Here is a 23,668-nt window from a genome sequence, read left to right as displayed (position 1 = left end):
ACCTCCTTTAATTACTGGACAAGCTCTTTCGTTTCTTCTAGTTTGACAGATACAAGCTTAGAAACACCTGATTCCTGCATCGTCACGCCGTAAAGCACATCGGCTTCTTCCATTGTTCCCTTGCGGTGCGTAATGACAATGAACTGTGTTTCCTGGCTGTATTTCTTTAAATATTGCGCAAAACGGAAAACATTTGCTTCATCAAGCGCCGCTTCTACCTCATCTAACACGCAGAATGGAACAGGTCTCACTTTTAAGATAGAGAATAGTAAAGCGATCGCTGTTAAGGCTCTCTCTCCGCCTGAAAGAAGGCTTAAGTTTTGCAGTTTTTTCCCTGGCGGCTGCGCGACAATATCAACGCCAGAGTTGAGTAAATCAGTTGGATCTGTCAGCTTAAGATCTGCTCTTCCGCCGCCAAATAATGCTTGGAAAACAGATTCAAAGTGACCGCGGATTTGAGAGAATGTCTCAGAGAAACGCTTTGTCATCTCTTGATCCATTTCTTCGATGACTTGGAATAATGTATTTTTCGCTTCTGTCAGATCATTTCGCTGTTCTGTTAAGAAGAGATAGCGTTCATTCACACGTTCATACTCGTCAATGCTGCCTAAGTTTACTGTTCCAAGCTCTTCAATGGCTAGTTTGATCAGCTTCACTCGTTTTCTTGCTTCATCTGGCGATAACGTCAACTGATACATCTCTTTTGCTCCTTCAAATGAAAGAGCATATTCATCGTTCAAATAAGCGATCAGGTTATCGAGCTCGACTTCCATACGGCCAAGCTTAATCTCTTCATCTTTTAAGCTTGTGGTGAGCTGCTTATACAAACGTTTTTGTTCTTTAAGCTCACGTTCAGCGAATTCTAATGTTTCAGAAAGAGCGAGACGCTGCTTACGGCGCTCTGAAATGAGTGCGGTTGTTTTGTTTTTGTTTTCCAGCTTCTCTTTCGCCGCTTCTTCCAGTTGTTCGGCTCCGCTTGAACTAGATGACATTTCACTTGTTAAGAGTGACAAATCTTCTTTTGTTTCCATTAGCGTCTGTTCAGCTTCTTCTAATTCAGCCATTAAGCTCGAAAGCTTTTCTTGTTCATTCGCTAAGGACTGCTCTTTTTTGGCAAGCGAGATTTTCAGCTCTGTTAATTCAGCAGAAATGGTTTCTTTCGTTGAGCTTTGCGTCTGCTTACGCTTTGTTAATGTATTGATTTCTTGATCAAGAGCCGTCAGTTTCTCACCTATAGAGGCTTCAAGAGCGACCTGCTTTTTGTCCTTCTCCGCGAGTTCAGTAGAACGCTGCTGCAATTCTTCTTTTTCTTGATCATAAAGTTCAAGATGAGCATTGATATTTTTTTCTGCAACTTGCAGTTCGTATAGCTTCCCTTTGAGATCTTGCTGCTTTTCACGAAGCGTTTCGCCGCGCTGACGCAGTTCGTTTAATTGGCTTTCGTTTGCTCCGATCAATTGCTTCGTTTCTTTTGTTTCTTTTTCAAGGATCGTTGTTTTCTCTTCCATTTCAACGAGCTGCTTTGTTAACGTTTCGATCTCCCGGTTTCTTGAAAGAAGAGAGTTGTTCTTTTTCTTTACGCCGCCACCGGTCATTGAACCGCCGGGGTTTACGACATCTCCATCAAGAGTCACGATACGGTAACGATGTCCAAGCATTTTCGCCAGTTCATTGGCGCCTTTTAAGTCTCTAACGATCAGCACAGTTCCAAGCAAATTCTGAATCACCTTTTGATACTTTTCGTCAAAGAAAACAAGGTGACTCGCTACGCCGATAAATGCAGCATGCTGCTCTGCTGTTTGAACATCTCTGAGCTGAATGGTTCTTTCTTTGATCACGTTCATTGGCAGGAAGGTTGCACGTCCAAAGGAATGCTGCTTCAAGTATCCAATCGCTTGTCTCGCAGCTGCTTCATTTTCTGTAACGACGTGCTGCGTGGCTGCCCCCAGCGCAATTTCAATCGCTGTCTCATACTGCTGATCCGTTTGAATCAGCTCTGCAATGGCACCATGAATACCGCCTAACCGTTCTTTTGCCTTTAAGACCTCTTTCACCCCTTGGAAAAAGCCTGAGAAGTCTTCCTGCATGGATTCAAGCATTTCTTTTTTGGATTTTGCCTGCTGTACGTATTGATAGGCTTGGTAAAGAGCCGTTTCTTTTTTCTCGTATTGACGTTTCATTTGCTCAAGCTTTTGTTCTGCTTCTCTAAAGCGTTTTACTTGAGCCAGAATGTCTTCTTCCAGTGCTGCAAGCTGCTGCTCAGCTTCTGTTTTCTTTTCTTTAACAGACACTCGTTCTTCGATATGTTTTTGGTTATTTTGCGTCAGCCGCTCTAGCTGCATGGCAGCTTGGCGCTGCTGTTCTTCTAGTAATTTACGTTCATTACGGATGGAAGCCTGTTCATTGAGCAGATCAAAATAATCGCTTTTCAGCTGTTCAATTTGACCTTCCACATCTTCACTATGAAGCGACAGTTGATGCTGCTTTGTGTTCACTTCATCTTTTAGCTGCTGCACTTCTTTTTGCAGGCTGTCCCGCGTGATTTTCTGCTGCTCAATCTTTTCGGTTAACAGCGACTGCTTTTCAGTTAAACGAACGAGCGTTTCTTCAAGCTGTCCTTGGTTTGCGGCCGCATTTTTTTTCCGCTCTTTTAGCACTTCTTTTTTTCCTTCAAGCTTTTCTAATTCCTCACTTGTGAAAAGAAGAACTTCTTGCAGGTCATTAATTGATTCGTCAAGCGCTTGAATGCGGTCTCTTGACTCTTCAATTTTGGCTTCTTTTGCTTGGATATCTGTAGACTGCTTCATTTCATCTTGTTTGAAGCGCTCGACTGCTTCACCAAGTGTTGTCCATTTTTCATGAAGTGCTTCGATGTCATGGACAGTTAGGGCGATTTCGACATTTTCAAGCTCTTCTTTTTTTTGCAAATAGTCCTTTGCAATGGATGCTTGCATTCTTAATGGTTCTACTTGATCTTCTAGTTCATGCAGAATATCTTCTACTCGGTTTAAGTTGTCCTGCGTTTCAAACAGTTTATTCTCGGCTTTTTTCTTTCTTGTTTTATATTTCAAAACGCCAGCCGCTTCTTCAAAGATGCTTCTTCTCTCTTCTGCCTTACTTGATAGAATTTCCTCTACCTTTCCTTGGCTGATGATGGAAAAAGCTTCCTTTCCAAGACCTGAATCCATGAAAAGATCAATAATATCCTTTAAGCGGACAGATTGATTGTTTATGAGAAATTCACTTTCTCCTGAGCGATAGACCCTTCTTGTCACACTGACTTCGTGAAAATCGATCGGTAAAAAGTGATCTTCGTTATCTAATGTTAAAGTCACCTCTGCTAGATTGACTCTTTTTCTTGAGTCACTTCCTGCAAAAATGATATCTTCCATTTTTCCTCCGCGGAGGCTTTTCGCTGATTGTTCTCCAAGTACCCAGCGGATAGCATCGGTAATATTACTTTTGCCGCTCCCGTTTGGTCCAACCACAGCTGTGACCCCTTTAACAAAGTCTACGGTCACTCGCTGTGCAAATGATTTGAATCCTATCACGTCTAAACGTTTGAGGAACATGAGAGTGATCCTCCTTATGTATTTAAAGTACTATCATCTTACCATATGAAGTGAAAAAAGATGATGGAAAACAGAGTGAAATCCCCCTGAATAACGAGGGGGATTTTATTGGTTCATATGATGTTTCTGCAATTTAGCAAGTGCTTCCTGTGCAGCGTGCTGTTCTGCTTCTTTTTTAGAGCGTCCATTTCCAATTCCGAGCACTTCACCTCGAAGGGATACATTTGCTTCAAATTCCCGGTTATGTGCAGGCCCTTTTTCATGCAGGATACGGTATTCGAGCACACCTTTTCCATCGCGCTGCACAAATTCTTGCAGCTGGCTTTTAAAGTCCATGACGTGCGAGAATGCTCCATCGTTAATTTTCGGATAGACGTACGCTTCTAGGAAACGTTCAACCGGCTCAAGCCCCTGATCTAAATAAAGTGCACCGATAAACGCCTCGAATACGTCCGCTAAGAGTGCTGGGCGTTTTCTGCCGCCTGTCATTTCTTCGCCTTTTCCTAAAAGAACAAGGTCTCCGAAGGACAGCTCATGTGCTAGTGATACAAGTGACGGTTCACATACGATCGCCGCTCTTAGTTTCGTTAAATCTCCCTCGCTCATCGCTGGATATTTTGCAAATAAAAATTGAGAGATGGTCAATTCTAAAACAGCATCTCCTAAAAATTCAAGTCTTTCATTATCCTCGTATGGCTTTTTCCGGTGTTCATTCACATAAGAGGAATGGGTAAAGGCTTGATATAGAAGCTTTTCATTTTTAAATTGTACAGAAATGCGCTGCTGGAATTCTCTAAATTGCTCTAGTTTTTTGCTCTGTTTCTGTTTGTCTTTATATTGTTTTGGCATAGCAACCTCCAGGTAGGCGTAATCGCCTTTAAGGATACTGATTATATGGAGTCTCTCTTTCTACATGCAGGGAAACATTGCTCCCAGCATCTGAAAAAGGCTGACAATTGATCAGCTGAATGTGTTGAAACTAACATAAATTTTCAAAGTCCCGTCAAAAGTAGACGGGACTTTGTTACACTTATTGCTGGTTATTTATGTAGTTCACAGCGTCACCGACTGTTGCAATTTTTTCAGCATCTTCGTCAGAAATTTCCATATCGAACTCATCTTCAAGTTCCATAACTAGCTCAACTACATCAAGGGAATCAGCGCCTAAATCTTCTTTAAATGAAGCTTCCATTTTCACGTCAGCCTCATCAACGCCAAGGCGGTCTACAATAATTTTTGATACACGCTCTAATACGTCTGCCATTGCCTTTCACCTCCCCTCAAAGTATTATAGTTGAATTGTTTTTAAAAAACTAGAGAAAACCTAATGAAATTTTGATATTTCTTAGGACATGACCATTCCGCCATCTACTTGGATGGTTTGGCCTGTAATATAACCTGCTCCTTCTGAAGCTAAAAAGACAACGACGTTGCTAATATCTTCAGGTGCACCAAAGCGTGCGAGCGGAATTTGCTTGAGCATTTCCGTCTGTACATTTTCATCAAGCTTGTCTGTCATATCTGTTGAAATAAAGCCTGGTGCTACTGCATTAACAGTAATATGACGGGTTGCCAGCTCTTTTGCTGTTGTTTTCGTTAATCCGATGACACCAGCTTTTGCTGCAACATAGTTTGCTTGTCCAGGGTTACCACACACACCAACGACTGAAGCCAAATTGATAATTCTTCCGCTTCTTTGCTTCATCATTTGACGTGTCACGGCTTTTGTACAGTTAAAGACACCTTTTAAGTTTATGTTAATGACATCATCCCATTCATTCTCTTTCATTCTCATGAGCAGGTTGTCCTTTGTGATCCCTGCATTATTCACAAGAATGTCAATTGAACCAAAGGTATCAATTGCTTGTTTCATCATGGATTGTACTTCTTCAGCATTTGAGACATCAGCTTTCACAGCAAATGCCTGCTGGCCGAGTGCTTTGATTTCATCTACGACTTCATTTGCTTTTGCTTCGTTTCCAGAATAGTTCACGACAACATTTGCACCACTTTTCGCTAAATCAATCGCGATGGATCGGCCAATCCCGCGTGATGCTCCTGTTACAACGGCTGTTTTATTTGTAAGCATCAAGAATCCCCCTTCAATGTTTGAATGGCTGCTTCAATTGTTTCTTGATCTGAAACGGAAATCGTCGTCAGGCGGCGATTCACTTTTTTCACAAGACCTGAAAGCACTTTGCCAGGACCAATTTCAATAAATGTTGTGACGCCTAAATCAATAAGGCGTTCCACACTTTCTTCAAAACGAACAGGAGAATACAGTTGTTCAATCAGTTTTGTCTCAATTTCATCTCGGGAAGTCACGATGTCTGCTGTTACATTTGAGATGACCGGTGTTTTCGCATCCGCAATATCCAGCTTTGACAAAACATCTGTAAATTTTTCAGCGGCTGGTTTCATTAATGCAGAATGGAAAGGTCCGCTTACTTCAAGGGCAATTGCACGTTTTGCGCCTTTTTCTTTCGCTTTCTCTGAAGCAAGTTCTACTCCTTTTGCTGTACCAGAGATCACGATTTGACCAGGACAGTTTAAGTTAGCGAGCTCTACAAGGTGACCACTCTCTGTCACTTCTTTTGTCACTTCTTCAAGTGCCGCTTTGTCTAAGCCAAGAATTGCTGCCATAGCGCCTTCTCCTGCTGGAACAGCTTCATTCATTAATTCTCCGCGCTTTCTGACTGCATAAACAGCATCTTTAAACGAAAGTGCACCTGCTGCAACGAGGGCCGTGTATTCGCCAAGACTGTGTCCTGCTGTATAATCTGCTTTGATTCCGCTCTCTTCAAATTTCTTTAAGATGGCGATACTTGTCGTTAAAAGAGCTGGCTGCGCGTTAAAGGTGAGCGTCAGTTCTTCTGCATCCCCTTCAAAAATCATAGAAGATAAGTCAAACCCGAGGGTCTTGTCTGCTTCTTCAAAAACAGCTTTAGATACTGCTTCTTGGTCAAATAAATCTTTTCCCATGCCAATTTTTTGAGAGCCTTGGCCAGGGAATAAAAATGCAATTTTAGTCATGCTGCTTACCTCCATTAAGACTCATTCGTTGTTTCTTTTTGGACTTCTTGATGAATGATGGCTGAAACGTCTTTTTCTACGATATCACGTGCCTGACGAATTGCATGGAAAATGGCATTTTCGTCAGAGGAGCCGTGCGCTTTAATGACAGGTGCCTTTAAACCAAATAAAGCGGCACCGCCATATTCGGAGTAATCCATTTTAGATTTCATCTGCATTAATTTCGGCTTCATCATGCCTGCTGCTATTTTTGCTGTAAAACTGGATGTTAATGTTTCTTTCAGCATTTTAAAGACAGAAAGGGCTGTGCCCTCAATCGTTTTAAGCGCAATATTTCCAGTGAAACCATCTGTGACAACAACGTCAGCAACACCTTCTAATAAGTCACGAGACTCTACATTTCCTACAAAATTCAAGTCGGAAGCTTTTAATAATTCAAAGGTTTTTTTCGTTAAATCGTTGCCTTTTTTATCTTCTGTTCCTACATTTAACAGTCCAACACGCGGATTGCTCTTTGGGAAGACACGCTCTGCGTAGATTGATCCCATCATGGCATATTGCACGAGATGTTCTGGTTTAGCATCAACGTTGGCACCAACATCTAGTAACAAGAAGCCGCTGCCATCCAGTGTTGGCAAAGTTGGGGCAAGTGCCGGTCTGTCAATACCGTCAATTCTGCCTACGATAAACAGTCCAGCTGTCATGAGGGCGCCAGTATTTCCTGCTGAGATGCAGGCATCTGCTCGTCCCTCGGATACTTCCTGCGCCATTTTCACCATAGATGAATCCTTTTTACGTCTAACTGCACGCACTGGTTCATCCGTCGGTTCAATCACTTCTTTTGCATCTAAAATCGTGATGCGGTCGTTGTTTGTTATGTATGGTTTGATTTTGTTTTCATCGCCGACAAGTGTAATCTCGATATCTGAAAATGCTGTTAAGCTTTTTTGCACACCGTCAATAATGGCTTTAGGGGCATGATCTCCCCCCATTGCATCGACTGCAATTCTCATATTACGTGCCACCTTTTACTTTTGTTTTGAGCGATACATGACGAAGTCACCTGAAAAGACAACTTCCTCACCAACATAGCTGTTTACTTCAACTACGGTTCTTCCTTTTTCTTTATCATGTGAGGCTACTTTGGCTTTAGAGACAACTCTTTCGCCTTGTTTCACCTGCCTTGTAAACCTGATATTCGCTTTTGCTGTCAAAGCCAGTTCATCGTCGATGACGGCAACTGCCAGCGAATTTGCCTGGGCGAAGAGATGATGTCCCCTGGCAATTTGGTTTCGGCTGAATACATGCTCTTTTCTCACTTCTAAAATGGAAATGGCTTGGTCATCAAGCTCTACATCAATCATTTCTCCAATCACTTCATCCAGTGGAAGTGACTTTACTTCATCCTCTAATGTCTTTTCGGCCACATGCTTAATTCTTTCGCGTAATTCAGGGATTGACAGCTCTAAACGATCAAGACGAACCGTTTGTATGCTGACACCGAATTTACTTGCCAATTCTTCATCAGTAATGAATGGAGTCGAGCTGATCGTTTGCTGGAGAAGCTTTTGACGTTCTTTTTTATTTAGTTTCATATGCAGACACCATCCGTACATTTATGACTAGGTACTAATAGTAGTATATAATCTCATAGATGATAAATCAATCCTTGTTTCAAAAAGACAAGAAAATTCCTCCAGCATTTGATCAGCTTAATTTATCTCCTCCCAGCACACCGCTGTCTATCAGCGTTTGCCGGAGTTCTTTGTATTCGGGCTCAGTCCAAAAGGCGTCCGATTGGACAAGGTCTGCTGCATCTTTTCTAGCCGTTTCCAGTGCTCTATAGTCATGAACCATATCTGCTACCTTAAATTCTGGCATCCCGCTTTGTTTTTTACCGAAGAAGTCGCCAGGTCCTCTTAGTTCTAAGTCCTTTTCAGACAATTCAAAGCCATCGGTTGTTTCGGACATAATCCGCATCCGCTCTTTCCCCGTTTCTGACTTCGGATCAGCCATTAAAATACAAAATGATTGATGCTCTCCTCGTCCGACCCGGCCTCTTAGCTGATGAAGCTGAGACAGTCCGAAGCGGTCTGCATCATAAATGACCATGATGGTTGCATTCGGTACGTTGACCCCGACTTCAACGACTGTGGTTGAAACGAGAATTTGTACATCATTTGCGGTAAAGGCTCTCATGACCTGATCTTTTTCATCACTCGCCAGCTTCCCATGCATTAAGCCAATCGACCACTTGCCGCGGTATGCCTCAGTGAGCATGCTATGGACATCAAGCGCATTTTGGACATCCAGCTTGTCTGATTCTTCAATGAGCGGACAAATAATATATGCCTGTCTGCCTTTTCTCAGCTCTTTATCCACAAAAGCAAGAATTCTCTCAAGCATGTCATGCTTCACCCAATACGTTTCGATTTGTTTTCTGCCAGCTGGCAATTCATCAATGACGGAGACGTCCATTTCTCCAAAGACAGTAATCGCAAGTGTTCGCGGAATAGGTGTGGCCGTCATAAACAAGACATCCGGGTCCTGCCCCTTGCTTCTTAGTTTTTTCCGCTGCTCTACGCCAAACCTGTGCTGTTCATCTGTAATGACAAGACCGAGCTGCTGAAATTCGACTTCGTCTTGAATGAGTGCGTGCGTGCCGACTAATATGTCAATCTCGCCTTCTTTTAAACGTTCAAGCAATTCTCTGCGTCGCTTTCCTTTCACAGAGCTTGTCAAAAGGGCAATATTCAGCCCCCATTTTTCAAACAGCTGGTAAAGTGAATCGGCATGCTGTTCTGCCAAAATTTCTGTTGGGACCATTAATGCACCTTGAAAACCTGATAAATGAGCGGCATAAAGCGCAATGGCCGCAACAGCTGTTTTCCCTGAACCTACATCTCCTTGAAGCAGCCGGTTCATTCGATATGGAGACGCCATGTCCGACATGATTTCATCAAGCACTCTTGATTGTGCCTTCGTCAGCGGAAATGGCAGGCTGTCAACAAACTCAAAAACTGCCTCTTTGGAAAACGGATGCTGGATGCCTGATGTTCTCTCTCGTTCTTTCTTTCTAATCGCCTGCATCTTCAGCTGAAAGATGAGAAATTCCTCGTACACAAAACGGCGTCTTGCTTGCTTGAGCGAGTCTCTTGTTTCTGGGAGATGAATGGTTTTTAATGCTTCCTGATAGGACATGAGTTTATAGGCAGAAACAAGCTGCTTTGGCAATGGATCTTCAGCTTTGTCTGCATAAAGTGACAAGGCCTGCTTTACAAAGCGCCTCATCATTTTCACGGTCACATTTTCTTTTACTGAATAAACGGGCTCTATACTGCCATCTTGCTCGTGCGTCCCTTTTTTAAATTCCTGCACCATGATAGATTGACGGTTTTTATCCCATTTTCCTGTGACGGAAACTGTATCACCTAACACAAGGCTTCGTTTTAAATATGGGCGATTGAAACATATCGCTGCAATGAGAAAACGCCCGACAAGCAGCCTGAATGTCAGCCTGCTTCGTTTTTTTCCATAATAGGTGAGAACGGGCTCACTATGTACTTTTCCTTCAACTGTGACACGTTCGTCATGCCTTACTTCTTCTAAGTTACGAAGCTCATAGTCGTCATATCGATAAGGAAAGTAGCCGAGTAAATCGGCTACTGTGTAGATTCCAAGTTCATTGAGTGTTTTTTCGGTTTCCTCTCCAATCCCCTTCAGGACAGAGACATTATCTTGCAGTTTCTGTATCACGAGATGAGGTCACACCTCCGAAAATCTTCTTTTCAAGCTCTCTTGCTGTCGGTGTCGCTGCGAGACCGCCTTGGGCTGTTTCGCGAAGAGCCGTTGGCATCGTTTGACCGATTTTGTACATCGCATCAATGACTTCATCACATGGAATGCGGCTTGTGATGCCGGCAAGAGCCATGTCTGCTGCAATCATGGCGTTAGATGCACCCATTGCATTTCGTTTCACGCACGGTACCTCGACAAGTCCCGCTACAGGATCACAAACAAGTCCAAGCATATTTTTCAGTGTAATCGCCATCGCTTCTGCAGATTGCTGCGGTGTCCCGCCTGCCATCTCGACAATAGCTGCTGCCGCCATCCCTGATGCAGAACCTACCTCTGCCTGACAGCCGCCTGCTGCACCGGAAATGCTGGCGTTATTCGCCACAACAAAACCAAATGCGCCAGAAGTAAATAGGAATCTGACCATTTGTTCCTTTGTTGGCTTTAATGTTTCTTTTACTGCAAATAACGTACCTGGTACAACACCTGCTGAGCCTGCTGTAGGCGTGGCACAAATGGTTCCCATTGCAGCATTGACTTCATTTGTTGCAACTGCTTTACTGACAGCATCTAATATCGTATGACCAGACAGTGTTTTGCCTGATGCGATATAGGCTTGAAGTTTGACTGCATCTCCGCCTGTTAAGCCTGATAATGATTTCACACCCTTCAGCCCGTTTTCAACGGCCTGCTCCATCACTTCTAGGTTGCGGTACATCTGGGAGAAAATTTCCTCACGTGACTTCCCTGTCACTTCCATTTCTTGCACAATCATAATTTCTGAAATGGAGGTATTCCGTTCTTCTGTTAGCTGCACGAGTTCTTTGACGTTTTTAAACATCATTCATAACCTCCTTGTTGTTACTCTGCAATTTGTGTGACTTGAATAATGTTTGGCAGCGTTTCTAGCTCTGATAGGACAGCTGGGTCAATATTTTGATCTACTTCAATCGTCATCAGTGCCTCTTGCCCGACATCTTTACGCGCCACTTCCATATGACCGATGTTGATGGCGAATTTCGCTAAGACATTGGCAACTGCCGCAATCGTCCCGTAGCGATCGTTATGAACCACAAGAATGGCAGGATGATTCCCTGAGAGCCTGAGCTCAAAGCCATTTAATTCTGTGATTTCAATTTTACCTCCGCCGATGGAAATCCCGATTAGTTCAAGGCTTCCGTTCGCATCTGAAATCTCTACTTTTGCTGTATTCGGATGCGCCGGCACCGCCTCTTCTTCTTTAAATTCAATGTCAATCTCTTTGCTTTTTGCAATATCAATCGCTGTTTTGATTCGTTCATCAAATGTATCAAAGTCAAGAACACCGCCGATAATGGCGACATCTGTACCGTGTCCTTTATACGTATCTTTAAAAGAACCATAAAATGAAACGACAATTCGTTTCGGTTCTCTTCCAAATAAGCTGCGGGCTACTCTCCCTATACGAGCCGCACCCGCTGTGTGCGAACTTGATGGCCCAATCATGACAGGTCCAATAATATCAAACACACTTCTAAATTTCATAGGTCTTCCCCTCTCATCACCACTCGCGTATGGTTTGGTTCTTTCTTTAGACTAATGGATTCATTCGTTTCCCGCAACTCATTTCACCGTTGAATGGCTAGTAAAAAATTGCAAAAGAAGAAGAAGGGCTTTATTTGCCCTTCTTTCGTTATTCAACCGCCAAAATATATGAATAAAGCGGCTGTTTTCCATCGTGAACTTCAACTTCTACATCTTCAAATGTTTCTTCAATAAAGGCTTGCAGTGCATCCAGCTCATCAGATGATGCATCTTCCCCTTTAATGATGGTGACAATCTCATCATCTTCTGTCACCATTTTGGTTAGAAGTTCTTTTGCTGCATCTAATTGATTTTTCGCTGTTAACGTGATTTTCCCGTTGAACAGACCCATATAGTCACCTTTCGCAATGTCGATTCCATCAATTTGAGTATCTCTTACTGCAAAGGTAATTTGCCCGCTTTTCACATGGTCAATCGCTTCTAGCATCGCTCTTTCATTGTCTTCATTTGAAGCTGCTTCATTGAGAGAAAGAAGTGCCGACATTCCTTGAGGAACGGTCTTCGTCGGAATGACAACGACCTCACGACTTGAGACAGTTGCCGCCTGTTTAGCTGCCATGACAATATTAGAATTATTAGGTAAGATAAAGACGGTTTCGGCATGTACGCTTTCTATTGCTGTGACAATGTCTTCTGTGCTCGGATTCATCGTCTGTCCGCCTTCAATGACGACGGAAGCTCCGATGCTTTTGAACAAGTCAGCAATTCCTTCTCCCATTGCGACACTGACGACGCCAAAGCGCTGTTTTTCAGCAGCAGGTGCTTTTGGTGCAGCAGGCACATGTTCTCTTTCTTCGTTCACGATTGAGCTATGCTGCTCTCTCATGTTTTCAATTTTCATATTAATCAAGCTGCCGTAGCGCTGTGCATATGATAAAACATCTCCTGGCTGCTCGGCATGAATATGAACTTTCGCCAGTGTATCGTCAGACACCACAAGAAGTGAATCTCCGAATTCACTTAAGTCTTCTCTGAAGGCATTCTCATCAAAGGACTGTTTGTCTTCTTCAAATTTCACCATAAATTCAGTACAGTAGCCAAATTCGATATCTTCTGTGTTCATATGACTTTGTGCACTTTTATGATGCTCTGCACTAACGAGTTCTTTTAGCGTAGGTAAAGAAGCCGATTTAGGAGGAAGCTCTTCTCCTCTTAATGAAGCAAGGAAACCTTCATATACGCATAGAAGTCCTTTACCTCCACTATCAACAACACCCACTTCTTTTAAGACAGGAAGCAGATCTGGCGTTCGATCAAGTGATGCTCTTGCTTCCTCAATCGTTAACTCTAGAACGCGGTCAATTTGATCCTCTGCTGCCGAAACAGCAACCGCTTTCTTTGCTGCATCCTTTGCAACTGTTAAGATCGTTCCTTCAATCGGTTTCATCACGGCTTTATATGCTGTATCAACACCCGCCTGTAAGGCAAGAGCAAATTCTTTTGCATCAATTGTTTCTTTTTGTTCAATATGTTTACTGAAACCTCTAAAGAGCTGTGACAGGATCACGCCAGAGTTTCCTCTTGCGCCCATCAATAACCCTTTTGACAGGGCCACGCCGACCTTCCCAATATGATCGGTGTTTGTTTCTTCAACTGCTTTTGCCCCTGAAGTCATCGACAAATTCATATTTGTCCCCGTGTCTCCGTCTGGCACTGGAAAAACATTTAACGCATCCACAATTTGTGCGTTTTGAGAAAGATGGTGAGCACCTGCAAGAATCATTTTTGCAAATGAGCGGCCATCAAGATTTCTAATAGACAATATATTTCCTCCTTACTACGGGTTCGTAACTTTTACTCCTTGTACATAAATGTTGACCGAGTCAACAGAAAGTCCAATTGTGTGATGAATCGTGTATTTGACTTTCGTTTGAACATTATGTGCGACTTCTGATATTTTTGTACCGTAGCTGACGATGATGTACATATCAATATGAATGCGGTCTTCTTTCTGACGCACAAGAACACCCCGGCTGAAGTTCTCTTTGCGGAGAATATCCGTCAAGCCGTCCTTAATTTGATTTTTGGACGCCATGCCAACAATACCATAGCAATCGATCGCAGCGCCTCCTGCCACCATTGCAATGACTTCATTTGATATATCAATTTGTCCGTATTTCGTTCTAAGTTCAATGGACACATTGGTTCCCCCTTTTTGAGAAATTGCCCTGAGTTATCACTATTTTACTATAAGACCCTTCTTTTTAAAAGAAATCATTCAATCCGACCCAATCCTACTTATACTATAGCCTTGATTTTTTATCAAGATGTCAAGGTATTTTTCTTGAAAGAGGAGTAAACAATCCTTGCAAACCCCTTGAAGCTGTGGTAAATTATTAAAGTATCTTGAGGCATCTCTAAGTACGTATATGAAGAATATGATGATGTTTTCGCAGTTAGGAGGGAAACAAATGGCACGTAAATGCGTTATTACAGGCAGAAAAACAAAAGCTGGGAACAACCGTTCTCACGCAATGAACTCTACAAAACGTACATGGGGCGCGAACCTTCAAAAAGTTCGTATTCTAGTGGACGGTAAGCCTAAAAGAGTATATGTATCAGCTCGAGCTTTGAAATCTGGTAAAGTTGAGCGTGTATAAGCAAGAAGAGTAAACGCCTGCTACAATAAACTGTAGCAGGCGTTTTTATGTGGAAATAAAGGAGATTACTCATTAATCTTTTTTAAATGAACCAAGCATCGCACGGACAATGCCGCCAAGAAATCTAGGCAGTTTGATTGTATAAAATTTCATTTTGTCCCCCTCCTAAAAGTACCGCTTGCAGCACAATTGAGCTTAATCAGCCATCCACATTGATAGGTTGGTCAATCTTTGCTTCTTACCATTATTAATATGCCTTCATGAAAAGAAAAAGTACCATTTGAGTGGATGAGTTCGTTACTAATACATAGTGTGGAACCAGGCTCAATATGACAATTTTTCAGAGGATATTTGAAACCTTTTAATGTCAGCTTTTCAACCGATGTACCAAAGGGCAGAAACGACACATATTTTTTATCAGGGTCTTCTTTTATTTCGTATGTACCAGGTCCAAACATTTGAATGATATTTTGCTTATCTACAAGAGTGATGTTCTGCTTGTGCTGAATGCCTTGATATAGAAGGTGAATATTTCCTAGAAAGTGATCAGCCCTTCCTCCTGTAATGCCGTAAATGTGAATATGCGCAGGGTGCTGGCGCATGGCCCAGTTCAGCGCAAGCTCTAAATCGGTTTCATCTTTTTCAGCCTGAAATACATTCAAGGCAGGCAACTTCTTTTTCAGCTCGCAAAGCTCTTCTTCTGTCACACTGTCAAAATCACCAAAAGCCTTGGCAGGCATGATGCCGTGCTCTAGTAAAAAGAGCGTCCCCCGGTCTACACCGACCCAGAGAATATCGTCCTGTGATGCTTCATGTTCAAGGGGCGGGATGTAATCAAAAGGACCGCCGGCTACGATATGTATGTGCATGATATACGCTCCTCTCCATGTAAAAAGAACCAAAGATCAGAGTGACTTTGGTTCCTTTTTTTACGCTTCTCGAATGGCCTGAATGGCTGCTGCACGGTTGTCTTTACCGTATACCGCTGAGCCGGCCACAAGTAAGTTAGCGCCCGCCTCTTTACAGCTCTTTGCAGTCTCTACATTGACACCGCCGTCTATTTCTATGAGTAAGTCTGATAAGCCCTTTTGTTCGCTAAGGGTCTTCATTTCTTTTACCTTCGTGAGGACAGATGGAATAAACGCCTGTCCGCCAAAACCGGGATTTACCGTCATGAATAAGACAAGGTCTACGTCCTCTAATACATGCTCAATCTGAGAAACAGGTGTGTGCGGGTTCAAGACGACACCTGCTTTTACGCCTTGTTCTTTTATGTGCTGTATCGTGCGGTGCAAGTGCGGACAAGCTTCTACATGGACAGAAATAATGTCAGCACCTGCTTTTGCGAATGCAGGAATATACCGGTCTGGCTGCTCAATCATTAAGTGAACATCGAGCGGCAGCTTTGTATGCGGTCTGATCGCTTCCACAACATTCGGACCAAATGTAATATTCGGTACAAAATGGCCGTCCATCACGTCGATATGAATGTAATCCGCTCCGCCTTGTTCCACATCACGGATATCTTTCTCCAAATTGGCGAAATCTGCTGATAAAATGGAAGGGGCAATATAAACCATGAGTTAGTACCTCGGCTTTCTGTCTTTGATTTCAGTTAAAAACTCTAAATAATGCTGATAGCGATACGCTCTGATTTGCTCTTGTTCGACCGCGCCTTTTACCGCACAGCCAGGCTCTTTCACGTGCAGACAGCCTCTAAACTTACAATCTGCACTCCGCTCTTTGATTTCTAAAAAGTAAAGGCCTAAATCTTCCGCTTCGATGCCGGTAAATTCGAGCGAGCTAAAGCCAGGTGTATCTGCAATGAGCCCTTCTGCTGTACGAATGAGTTCGACATGTCTTGTCGTATGCTTCCCCCTTCCAAGATGAGAGGAAATATCATTGGTTTTCAGCGCCAAATCAGGACTCATCGCATTTAAAAGAGAGGACTTACCTACACCAGACTGACCAGCAAATACAGTGATTTTATTGTGAAAATGCGGGGTCAGCTTTTCAATTCCGTCTCCCTCGATCGTGGATGTTACATGAACATCATATCCAATTTGCCGATAGTCCTCTGCATAGCCTTGAATACTTTCACGCTCTTCATCTGTTTTCAATAAGTCCACTTTTGTGATACAGATAATCGGCTTAATATCATTTGCTTCCACCAGCACTAGAAATCTGTCTAAAAGCGATGTGCTAAAGGTCGGTTCTGTCGCAGAGAAAACGAGCACCGCTTGATCGACGTTACTAATAGGCGGACGAACAAGTTCGTTTGTCCGCTCTTTTACTTCTAATAAGTAGCCTTCTTTATCGTTGTCCGCTTGATATACAACATAATCTCCAACAAGAGGTGTGATTTTGTTTTTCCGAAAAATGCCTCTCGCTCTGCACTGAATCACTTTTCCACTTTCTAGAGACTCATCGAGCACATAATAAAATCCGCTTAATGCTTTAATAATTTTGCCCTCAGGCATAAAGTCCCTCCTTTATTCATCGTCAGGGTATTCGATCGTTTTAGAGCTTACGACCTTATCATCAACTGTCACTTGATAGTATCCTTTTTGACCTGGTTCAATCTTAAATTTAATGGTCCGTTCAGTTGGTGCAGTGATGTTAAAGGTTTCATATGAATCAGAAATGCTATGCTCAGCATCGTCAATGGAAATCTGAACGGTCATCTCTTGCCCTTCAGTGACTGGTTCATACGGGATGGCAATCTTCTCAGTCACCGTTTTAGCCGGTTTTTTCTTCGGTCCAAGTGAGAAGGTGATTTTAACCGTATCCCCTGGTTTCACAGCAGTACCAGCTCCTGGTTCCTGCTTCATCACCTCACCTTTTGGCACATCATCAGAATACGCTTCTTTTTCATCAAGCTTTAATCCGTTATCCTCTAAATAATTCGATGCAGCCTGTTTACTATATGTCGTTAAATCCCGCAAAGTAATATCGGCAGGACCTATGCTGACCGTCAACGTCACTTCTTCATCTGCTGCCACAAGCTCAGTACTCGCTGAAGGTTTCTGTTCCATGACAATCCCAGATTCGGTGTCATTATCATTTACTTCCTCCACAACAACTTGCTTAAACCCTTTTTTCTCTAATAATTCTTTTGCTTTATCAACCTTTTCACCTGTTACATCAGGTAATTCGGTCTTTTCTTTGCCAGTACTTTGGTAAAGCTGAATCTCGGTTCCTTCTTTTACCTTTGTGCCGATTTTCGGGTCTGTTTTGACGACAAGCCCTTTTTCAATTTTTTCATCAGCAATCTCAATTGGTTCAGAGGCGACGGTAAAACCGGCTTTCTTCAAGGTGTCCTCTGCTTTTTCAATCGTCATGCCAGATACATCAGAGACCTCAACATCTTTTGGAAAGAGCAGTCCGGGAAACACAGTGATAGCTAAAATGGTCGCAGCAGTTAGAATAAACAGGATGGATGCCACAACCCAAGGCCATTTTTTTCGTTTCTTTTTCGGCTTTTGTTTCTCTTTTTTCTTCGGTTTTTTCACCGGATGGACAGCTGTTTTTTCATTGTCTTGATCGACTTGATGATCTTGAATGATTGGGATCGCTTTCGTTGCTTCATGATCCTCTTCAATGACAAAGCGTTTTTCTTTTAGTCTTGAAGGGTCGAAAGCAGTTTGCAGATCTTTTTGCATTTCAGATGCATCTTCATATCGATAAAATGGATCTTTGGCCATTGCCTTTAAAATGATGTTTTCCACGCTTTGTGGAACAGAAGGATTCCACCTTCTTACAGATGGCGGCTCTGATTGCAAATGCTTCAGCGCAACACTGACAGCTGATTCCCCTTCAAATGGCATGCGTCCAGAAATGAGTTCATAGAGCACAATTCCAAGTGAATAGATGTCTGACTTTTTCGTCGCAAGACCTCCGCGGGCTTGCTCTGGAGACAAATAGTGCACGGATCCTAGAACCGAATTTGTGTGGGTGATGGTCGCTGAGCTGAGTGCAATGGCAATCCCAAAATCAGTGACTTTAATATTCCCCATGTTGTCTATTAATATATTGTGAGGCTTAATGTCCCGGTGGACGAGCTGCTTTGCATGGGCTTCTTCCATTGCCGCAACGACTTGCTCCATAATGCGAACGGCTTCTTTCGGATGAAGCGGGCCATTGGCATGTATGTATTCTTTCAGCGTCATCCCCTCGACATATTCCATGACAATATAATAAATGTCATCTTCTTCCCCTACATCGTAGATGCTGACAATATTTGAATGATCTAAACTTGCGGCTGACTGCGCCTCGCGCCGGAAACGTCTAATAAAATCATCATCGCTTGCAAAGTCAAAGCGCAAAATTTTAATCGCGACTTCGCGATCTAAAATCATATCCTCCGCCAAATAAACGTTTGCCATTCCGCCTCCGCCTATGACGCGAAGAATCTGATAACGGCCGCTGATCCGTTTTCCGATCAACACTTGCTGTCACCCTCCTCTGGCTGGGAGGAGATTTCTAACAATACTGCTGTAATGTTATCTTCACCGCCGTTGTCATTCGCTGTTTGGATTAATGCTGTTACTTTTTCATCTGGTGCGGTCGTTTGCGTTAAAATATGAATCAAATTCTCTTCTTCTACTTTATTGGATAAACCATCTGAGCAAAGCAGGATTTGATCTCCTGGGTCTACTTCAAAAGTATGTGCATCAATTTGAACGTGCTTATCTGTTCCTAATGCTTTCGTGAGCACATTTTTTCTTGGATGATATTCTGCATCCTCTTTAGAAATTTCACCTGTTTTCACAAGCTCATTTACAAGTGAATGGTCATCCGTTAGCTGGGTCAGTGCTCCTTCTCTCAGCAAGTAGCAGCGGCTGTCGCCAATATGGGCAATTGTGACCGTTTGCAAATGAACGAGCGCACAAACAATGGTTGTCCCCATTCCTTGGCACTCCTCATTGTTTTTCGCATGTTCATATACTTGATCATTAATGTCACTAATTTTTGAGATTAACCAGCTTTCTTGCTCTGCTGGTTTTGCTGGAATTGAAGATGTTTCTTCCCAGTATTCTTTTAAAGAAGAGACGGCCATCCTGCTGGCGACATCACCAGCAAGATGACCTCCCATTCCATCTGCTACAACAGCTAGAAGGGTGTCTTCTTTTGCTTCAAAAATACCTGCATCATCTTCATTATGCTGACGGACTTTTCCTGTATCGGTTTGAAAGGCTGCCCTTATCAACATTCGTCACCTCGTCTCTTCCTGACGCTCCTTCGCTCTTAGCTGACCGCAAGCAGCATCAATATCATGGCCTTGCTCTCGTCTAATCGTTACGTTTACGCCGCGTTCTTTCAACGTTTTTTCAAATAGGAAGATTTGTTCTCTCGGTGTTCTTACATAATCCCTTTCCGGTACATAGTTCACCGGAATGAGGTTCACGTGGCACTTGATTCCTTTTAATAAGTCTGCAAGCTCTTCTGCATGATGAACTTGATCATTTACTCCGCCAAACAGGCCGTATTCAAAGCTGACACGTCTACCCGTTTTTTGAATATAGTATTCGATGGCTTCCATTAATTTTGGCAGCTTATATGCCTTATTGATCGGCATCAGACGGCTTCTGATCTCTGTGTTCGGTGCATGCAGGGAGACAGCAAAATTGATTTGCATTTGCTCATCAGCGAATTGATAGATCTTTGGAATGATTCCGCTTGTCGACACTGTAATATGACGCGCACCAATATTTAAGCCGTTGTCATGGTTGATGATTTTAAGGAAAGCAAGCATTTCGTCAAAGTTATCAAACGGTTCGCCAATTCCCATGATGACAACCGAGCTGACTCTCTCATCTGTTTCGTCAAGTGCCTGCTGCACTTTCAATACTTGAGCAACGATTTCTCCTGCTTCAAGATTTCGTTTTAACCCGCCAAGTGTAGATGCACAGAATGTACAGCCAATTCGGCAGCCAACCTGAGTTGTGACACAGACAGAGTTGCCGTATTCGTGGCGCATCAGCACTGTTTCAATCGTATAGCCATCATGTAATTCAAATAAAAACTTGATCGTTCCGTCTTGAGACGTTTGTTTGATCACGGTTTTTAATGTGGTGATCGCAAATTGATTTTTTAATTTTTCTCTTAAATCCTTTGAAAGGTTAGACATATCGTCAAAGGATGTCACACGTTTCTCATAAAGCCACTCGAAAATTTGGGCTGCGCGGAAAGGCTTTTCGCCTTGTTCTTTTAACCATTCTTTCATTTCGTGAAGCTCAAATGAGTAGATCGACGGCATTTCTGTCTTCAGTTCTTTTCTTACTTTTTGTTCTGTCATTTTTTATCCCTTCTTTCTCATGCTGCAAATAAAGAAACCATCTGTTCCGAAATAATGAGGAAGAATTTGTACACTTCCGTTTTGAACAAACGGAGCAACCTGCTCAGGCAGCCGTTCATTAAGAGATAGATCGGGTTCGAAGTCTTGGTGTTCTTGTAAAAACGCATGAATCACTTGTTGATTTTCTGTTGGGTCCATTGTACACGTACTGTATACAAGGGTTCCGCCCGGTTTTAAAAGCGGGGCCGCTTCCTTTAAAATGGCCTGCTGGATAGCTGCAAGCCTTGCTGAGTCTTCTTTAGACTTTGTATATTTCATATCTGGTTTTCGTCTAATGACGCCAAAACCGGAACACGGTGCATCAATGAGAATACGGTCAAACGAAGCTTCGCTGTAATAGTCTGCCGCTTTCCTTGCATCAAGTGCTTTTGCCTCAATGTGAGTAAGGTTCAGACGTTTTGCTGCTTGTTTGATGAGTTTCACTTTATGTTCATGTAAATCAAGTGAAACAATTTTGCCCTCATCATTCATACGTTCTGCAATATGTGTTGATTTTCCGCCAGGAGCCGCACAGGCGTCAAGCACCGTTTCTCCCGGCTGAGGGTCGAGCGCTCTTGCGACAAGCATCGAGCTTTCATCTTGTATCGTCACATAGCCTTCTTGAAAAGAAGGGGTTGAGACGATGGACCCTTTCATGAGCTTAAGTGCATCTTCAGATAAGTCGCCAAGCTCCGTTTCAATACCTGCATCCATTAGTTTTTGCTGCAGTGCCGTGCGGTCAATTTTCATTCGATTGACACGAAGGGTTTGCTTTGGCGGGACTAAATGAATGCGGCACATGCTTTCTGCCGCTTCAAACCCGTACGCCTGAACCCACTCCTGCACAAGCCATAATGGGTGGCTTGTCTCAATGGACAGCCGCTTTACGGGATCTTTGATCGCATCAAATGACGGAACGCCTTCTCTTTGCACGGAACGAAGAACACCGTTCACAAGTGAAGAAATCCCTTTGTGCCCGCGTTTTTTCGTCAGCTCGACAGCTTCATGAATCGCTGCACGATCTGGGATTTTTTCAAGGTACACCATTTGATAAAGGGACATCCGCAAGAGCTGCATCACCCACGGAGCCACCTTTTGCGGTTTTTTCACAAAGGGCGTCAGCATATAATCTAATGCCAGCTTATTTTGCAGTGTACCATATACAAGTTCTGTTAACAGCGGTTTGTCCTGATCAGCTAAGTCTTTATCTTTCATGACTGACTGCAACAGCAAATTACTGTAAGCCTGGTTTTGTTCGAGTTTGATTAAAGCGTCCAGCGCTACTTCTCTCACATTACTTTTCTTCATTCATTAACCCTAATTTCTGTCCAATTTCGATATTTGCGCCTCTTAAGAAGTCTTCGCCGCTCATTTTTTTCTTACCAGCTGGCTGCACACCTGTTAATAAAAGGCCTTCCTCATTCCCAGTTCCAATGACCGGACCTTCTTTTTGAAGCTCAATCACTTTCCCGGGTTCTTCTTGCGCTTGAAGCGGAACCTTTTTCGCTTCCCATACTTTTAGATGAGCGCCGTTCCATTCAGTATAGGCAACTGGCCAAGGATTTAGCCCGCGAACTTGGTTGTAAAGCTCTTCGCCGGTTTTTGTCCAGTCTAATCTTTCTTGCTCCCGTTTAATATTTGGTGCATATGTGGCCGCTTCTTCATTTTGCGGAATCGGAGAAATAGACCCGCTCAAAACATTTGGCACCGTATCTTTTAGCAGCGCGGCACCTGCAACACTTAATTTGTCATGCAATGTTCCGACATTGTCTAATTCATCGATTTCTACTTCTACTTTACTGATCATGTCACCTGCATCAAGTCTTTCCACCATGTACATGATGGTAACGCCTGTTTTCTTTTTGCCTTGAAGGATCGCATAATGGATCGGCGCGCCGCCTCTTAGTTCTGGCAGCAGCGAGGCATGAACATTGATACAGCCAAACTTAGGTTCATCGAGTAATCGTTTTGGTAAAATTTGTCCAAATGCCGCTGTGACGATTAAATCCGGCTGTAATGCAAGCACCTTATCAATTTCTTCATCAAGGCGCACCTTTTCAGGCTGCAACACAGGAATGCCGTGCTTTAAGGCTTCCACTTTTACAGGAGGCGGTGTGAGCACTCGTTTTCTTCCTTTTGGGCGGTCTGGCTGCGTGACAACCCCTACCACTTCGTATCCTTCTGTTATCAGTGTTTGCAGCACAGGTACTGAGAAATCAGGGGTTCCCATAAATACGATACGTGCCATTTTCTTCACCCTTCCATTTCCGCAAGTTCTTTTTCTGTATAAGTTTCAATGATTTTTGACGTAAATAAAATGCCGTCTAAATGATCAATTTCGTGCAATAAAGCTCTTGCTAAAAATCCGTCTGCTTCTATTGTAAATGGTTTGCCTTTCTTATCAAAGGCTTTTACCTTCACATAGTTCGGTCTCTCTACAGTGCCGTATAAAGATGGAAAGCTCAGGCAGCCTTCAATATCTGTCTGGCTTCCTTCTACTTCAAGCACCTCGGGGTTCACTAAGTCAATTCTGCCAGATTCTTCTCCGATATCTACAACAGCGATTCTTTTTGAAATACCGATTTGTGGTGCTGCTAGTCCAACTCCATCCAGCTCAAGCATTGTATCATACATATCATCCAGCAGTTTTTTAAGCTTTTTATCGAATGTCTCGACGCGCTCTGTCTTTTGTTCAAGCACTTCTGCCGGATGTATGACTATTGGTTTTACTGCCACTTACAGCCCTC

General features: G+C 43.0%; 23 protein-coding genes. 1 reads left to right on the top strand and 22 read right to left on the bottom strand.

The window, feature by feature from the left end:
- Nucleotides 1–11: 11 nt before the first annotated feature.
- The 12 genes from smc to AAYR28_RS07575 form a co-directional block, all read right to left on the bottom strand.
- Nucleotides 12–3,572 carry a chromosome segregation protein SMC gene (gene smc, locus AAYR28_RS07630; protein WP_120207060.1) on the bottom strand — a complete coding sequence of 1,187 codons (3,561 nt, stop codon included), beginning with the start codon at nt 3,570–3,572 and terminating at the stop codon, nt 12–14.
- A gap of 105 nt (nt 3,573–3,677) precedes the next feature.
- Nucleotides 3,678–4,421, bottom strand: coding sequence for a ribonuclease III (gene rnc / locus AAYR28_RS07625; protein ID WP_034281759.1), 744 nt, complete (start codon nt 4,419–4,421; stop codon nt 3,678–3,680).
- Nucleotides 4,422–4,602: 181 nt separating this feature from the next.
- The gene (acpP, locus tag AAYR28_RS07620; RefSeq protein WP_008344853.1) at nt 4,603–4,836 is read right to left on the bottom strand and encodes an acyl carrier protein; all 234 of its coding nucleotides are present in this window, start codon (nt 4,834–4,836) and stop codon (nt 4,603–4,605) included.
- Nucleotides 4,837–4,917: 81 nt separating this feature from the next.
- The gene (fabG, locus tag AAYR28_RS07615; protein WP_025092570.1) at nt 4,918–5,661 is read right to left on the bottom strand and encodes a 3-oxoacyl-[acyl-carrier-protein] reductase; all 744 of its coding nucleotides are present in this window, start codon (nt 5,659–5,661) and stop codon (nt 4,918–4,920) included.
- Nucleotides 5,661–6,605 carry an ACP S-malonyltransferase gene (gene fabD, locus AAYR28_RS07610; RefSeq protein ID WP_061109833.1) on the bottom strand — a complete coding sequence of 315 codons (945 nt, stop codon included), beginning with the start codon at nt 6,603–6,605 and terminating at the stop codon, nt 5,661–5,663. Before fabD ends, fabG begins: the two co-directional genes overlap by 1 nt.
- Nucleotides 6,606–6,619: 14 nt before the next feature.
- A complete protein-coding gene (gene plsX, locus AAYR28_RS07605; RefSeq protein WP_034281756.1) occupies nt 6,620–7,618 on the bottom strand; it encodes a phosphate acyltransferase PlsX in 999 nt (332 codons plus the stop codon).
- A 15-nt stretch (nt 7,619–7,633) separates the two neighbouring features.
- A complete protein-coding gene (gene fapR / locus AAYR28_RS07600) occupies nt 7,634–8,200 on the bottom strand; it encodes a transcription factor FapR (protein WP_024424199.1) in 567 nt (188 codons plus the stop codon).
- A 112-nt stretch (nt 8,201–8,312) separates the two neighbouring features.
- Nucleotides 8,313–10,361, bottom strand: coding sequence for an ATP-dependent DNA helicase RecG (recG, locus tag AAYR28_RS07595; RefSeq protein WP_120207062.1), 2,049 nt, complete (start codon nt 10,359–10,361; stop codon nt 8,313–8,315).
- Nucleotides 10,339–11,241, bottom strand: coding sequence for an L-serine ammonia-lyase, iron-sulfur-dependent, subunit alpha (gene sdaAA, locus AAYR28_RS07590; protein ID WP_024424200.1), 903 nt, complete (start codon nt 11,239–11,241; stop codon nt 10,339–10,341). Before sdaAA ends, recG begins: the two co-directional genes overlap by 23 nt.
- 20 nt (nt 11,242–11,261) lie before the next feature.
- Entirely contained in the window at nt 11,262–11,924 is a 663-nt protein-coding gene (gene sdaAB / locus AAYR28_RS07585) for an L-serine ammonia-lyase, iron-sulfur-dependent subunit beta (RefSeq protein ID WP_024424201.1), read from the bottom strand.
- Nucleotides 11,925–12,072: 148 nt separating this feature from the next.
- Nucleotides 12,073–13,746: a DAK2 domain-containing protein gene (locus tag AAYR28_RS07580; RefSeq protein WP_120207064.1), complete on the bottom strand. Its 1,674-nt coding sequence runs from the start codon at nt 13,744–13,746 to the stop codon at nt 12,073–12,075.
- Between the two features lie 15 nt (nt 13,747–13,761).
- The gene (locus AAYR28_RS07575) at nt 13,762–14,124 is read right to left on the bottom strand and encodes an Asp23/Gls24 family envelope stress response protein (protein ID WP_008344871.1); all 363 of its coding nucleotides are present in this window, start codon (nt 14,122–14,124) and stop codon (nt 13,762–13,764) included.
- 271 nt (nt 14,125–14,395) lie between these two features.
- Here AAYR28_RS07575 and rpmB point away from each other — a divergent pair, with 271 nt between their 5' ends.
- The gene (rpmB, locus tag AAYR28_RS07570) at nt 14,396–14,584 is read left to right on the top strand and encodes a 50S ribosomal protein L28 (protein WP_003212514.1); all 189 of its coding nucleotides are present in this window, start codon (nt 14,396–14,398) and stop codon (nt 14,582–14,584) included.
- 72 nt (nt 14,585–14,656) lie between these two features.
- On the opposite strand, the gene spoVM is transcribed toward rpmB, so the two are convergent.
- From spoVM to def, 10 genes are all read right to left on the bottom strand, one after another.
- Nucleotides 14,657–14,737 (bottom strand): stage V sporulation protein SpoVM, encoded by an 81-nt coding sequence (spoVM, locus tag AAYR28_RS07565; RefSeq protein WP_008354550.1) that lies wholly within the window; start codon nt 14,735–14,737, stop codon nt 14,657–14,659.
- Between the two features lie 71 nt (nt 14,738–14,808).
- Nucleotides 14,809–15,453 carry a thiamine diphosphokinase gene (locus AAYR28_RS07560; RefSeq protein WP_034281751.1) on the bottom strand — a complete coding sequence of 215 codons (645 nt, stop codon included), beginning with the start codon at nt 15,451–15,453 and terminating at the stop codon, nt 14,809–14,811.
- A gap of 60 nt (nt 15,454–15,513) precedes the next feature.
- On the bottom strand, nt 15,514–16,164 hold the full coding sequence (gene rpe / locus AAYR28_RS07555; protein WP_120207066.1) for a ribulose-phosphate 3-epimerase: 651 nt from the start codon (nt 16,162–16,164) through the stop codon (nt 15,514–15,516).
- A 3-nt stretch (nt 16,165–16,167) separates the two neighbouring features.
- Nucleotides 16,168–17,064: a ribosome small subunit-dependent GTPase A gene (rsgA, locus tag AAYR28_RS07550; RefSeq protein WP_120207068.1), complete on the bottom strand. Its 897-nt coding sequence runs from the start codon at nt 17,062–17,064 to the stop codon at nt 16,168–16,170.
- A 12-nt stretch (nt 17,065–17,076) separates the two neighbouring features.
- Entirely contained in the window at nt 17,077–19,032 is a 1,956-nt protein-coding gene (pknB, locus tag AAYR28_RS07545) for a Stk1 family PASTA domain-containing Ser/Thr kinase (protein ID WP_081124366.1), read from the bottom strand.
- Complete coding sequence (locus tag AAYR28_RS07540; protein WP_034281746.1) at nt 19,026–19,796, bottom strand: Stp1/IreP family PP2C-type Ser/Thr phosphatase; 771 nt, start codon at nt 19,794–19,796, stop codon at nt 19,026–19,028. Before AAYR28_RS07540 ends, pknB begins: the two co-directional genes overlap by 7 nt.
- 3 nt (nt 19,797–19,799) lie before the next feature.
- The gene (rlmN, locus tag AAYR28_RS07535) at nt 19,800–20,882 is read right to left on the bottom strand and encodes a 23S rRNA (adenine(2503)-C(2))-methyltransferase RlmN (RefSeq protein WP_024424208.1); all 1,083 of its coding nucleotides are present in this window, start codon (nt 20,880–20,882) and stop codon (nt 19,800–19,802) included.
- 3 nt (nt 20,883–20,885) lie between these two features.
- Nucleotides 20,886–22,229, bottom strand: a complete 1,344-nt coding sequence (rsmB, locus tag AAYR28_RS07530) for a 16S rRNA (cytosine(967)-C(5))-methyltransferase RsmB (RefSeq protein ID WP_120207070.1) — start codon at nt 22,227–22,229, stop codon at nt 20,886–20,888.
- Nucleotides 22,216–23,169 (bottom strand): methionyl-tRNA formyltransferase, encoded by a 954-nt coding sequence (fmt, locus tag AAYR28_RS07525; RefSeq protein WP_070325805.1) that lies wholly within the window; start codon nt 23,167–23,169, stop codon nt 22,216–22,218. Before fmt ends, rsmB begins: the two co-directional genes overlap by 14 nt.
- Nucleotides 23,170–23,174: 5 nt before the next feature.
- Complete coding sequence (gene def / locus AAYR28_RS07520; protein ID WP_025092560.1) at nt 23,175–23,657, bottom strand: peptide deformylase; 483 nt, start codon at nt 23,655–23,657, stop codon at nt 23,175–23,177.
- Between the last annotated feature and the right edge of the window lie 11 nt (nt 23,658–23,668).

Origin of the sequence: Bacillus safensis (assembly GCF_039619585.1) — a bacterium.
GTDB classification, from domain to species: domain Bacteria; phylum Bacillota; class Bacilli; order Bacillales; family Bacillaceae; genus Bacillus; species Bacillus safensis.
This window is presented reverse-complemented; position numbering and strand designations above follow the sequence as displayed.

Bases quoted from the DNA above. Each gene is read 5' to 3' on its own strand.
- fabD (WP_061109833.1), bottom strand. From the start codon at position 6,605: ATGACTAAAATTGCATTTTTATTCCCTGGCCAAGGCTCTCAAAAAATT.
- smc (WP_120207060.1), bottom strand. From the start codon at position 3,572: ATGTTCCTCAAACGTTTAGACGTGATAGGATTCAAATCATTTGCACAG.
- rpe (WP_120207066.1), bottom strand. From the start codon at position 16,164: ATGGTTTATATTGCCCCTTCCATTTTATCAGCAGATTTCGCCAATTTG.
- sdaAA (WP_024424200.1), bottom strand. From the start codon at position 11,241: ATGTTTAAAAACGTCAAAGAACTCGTGCAGCTAACAGAAGAACGGAAT.
- rsgA (WP_120207068.1), bottom strand. From the start codon at position 17,064: ATGCCTGAGGGCAAAATTATTAAAGCATTAAGCGGATTTTATTATGTG.
- fabG (WP_025092570.1), bottom strand. From the start codon at position 5,661: ATGCTTACAAATAAAACAGCCGTTGTAACAGGAGCATCACGCGGGATT.
- AAYR28_RS07540 (WP_034281746.1), bottom strand. From the start codon at position 19,796: ATGTTGATAAGGGCAGCCTTTCAAACCGATACAGGAAAAGTCCGTCAG.
- acpP (WP_008344853.1), bottom strand. From the start codon at position 4,836: ATGGCAGACGTATTAGAGCGTGTATCAAAAATTATTGTAGACCGCCTT.
- rnc (WP_034281759.1), bottom strand. From the start codon at position 4,421: ATGCCAAAACAATATAAAGACAAACAGAAACAGAGCAAAAAACTAGAG.
- rlmN (WP_024424208.1), bottom strand. From the start codon at position 20,882: ATGACAGAACAAAAAGTAAGAAAAGAACTGAAGACAGAAATGCCGTCG.
- fmt (WP_070325805.1), bottom strand. From the start codon at position 23,169: ATGGCACGTATCGTATTTATGGGAACCCCTGATTTCTCAGTACCTGTG.
- rsmB (WP_120207070.1), bottom strand. From the start codon at position 22,229: ATGAAGAAAAGTAATGTGAGAGAAGTAGCGCTGGACGCTTTAATCAAA.
- spoVM (WP_008354550.1), bottom strand. From the start codon at position 14,737: ATGAAATTTTATACAATCAAACTGCCTAGATTTCTTGGCGGCATTGTC.
- plsX (WP_034281756.1), bottom strand. From the start codon at position 7,618: ATGAGAATTGCAGTCGATGCAATGGGGGGAGATCATGCCCCTAAAGCC.
- fapR (WP_024424199.1), bottom strand. From the start codon at position 8,200: ATGAAACTAAATAAAAAAGAACGTCAAAAGCTTCTCCAGCAAACGATC.
- AAYR28_RS07560 (WP_034281751.1), bottom strand. From the start codon at position 15,453: ATGCACATACATATCGTAGCCGGCGGTCCTTTTGATTACATCCCGCCC.
- rpmB (WP_003212514.1), top strand. From the start codon at position 14,396: ATGGCACGTAAATGCGTTATTACAGGCAGAAAAACAAAAGCTGGGAAC.
- sdaAB (WP_024424201.1), bottom strand. From the start codon at position 11,924: ATGAAATTTAGAAGTGTGTTTGATATTATTGGACCTGTCATGATTGGG.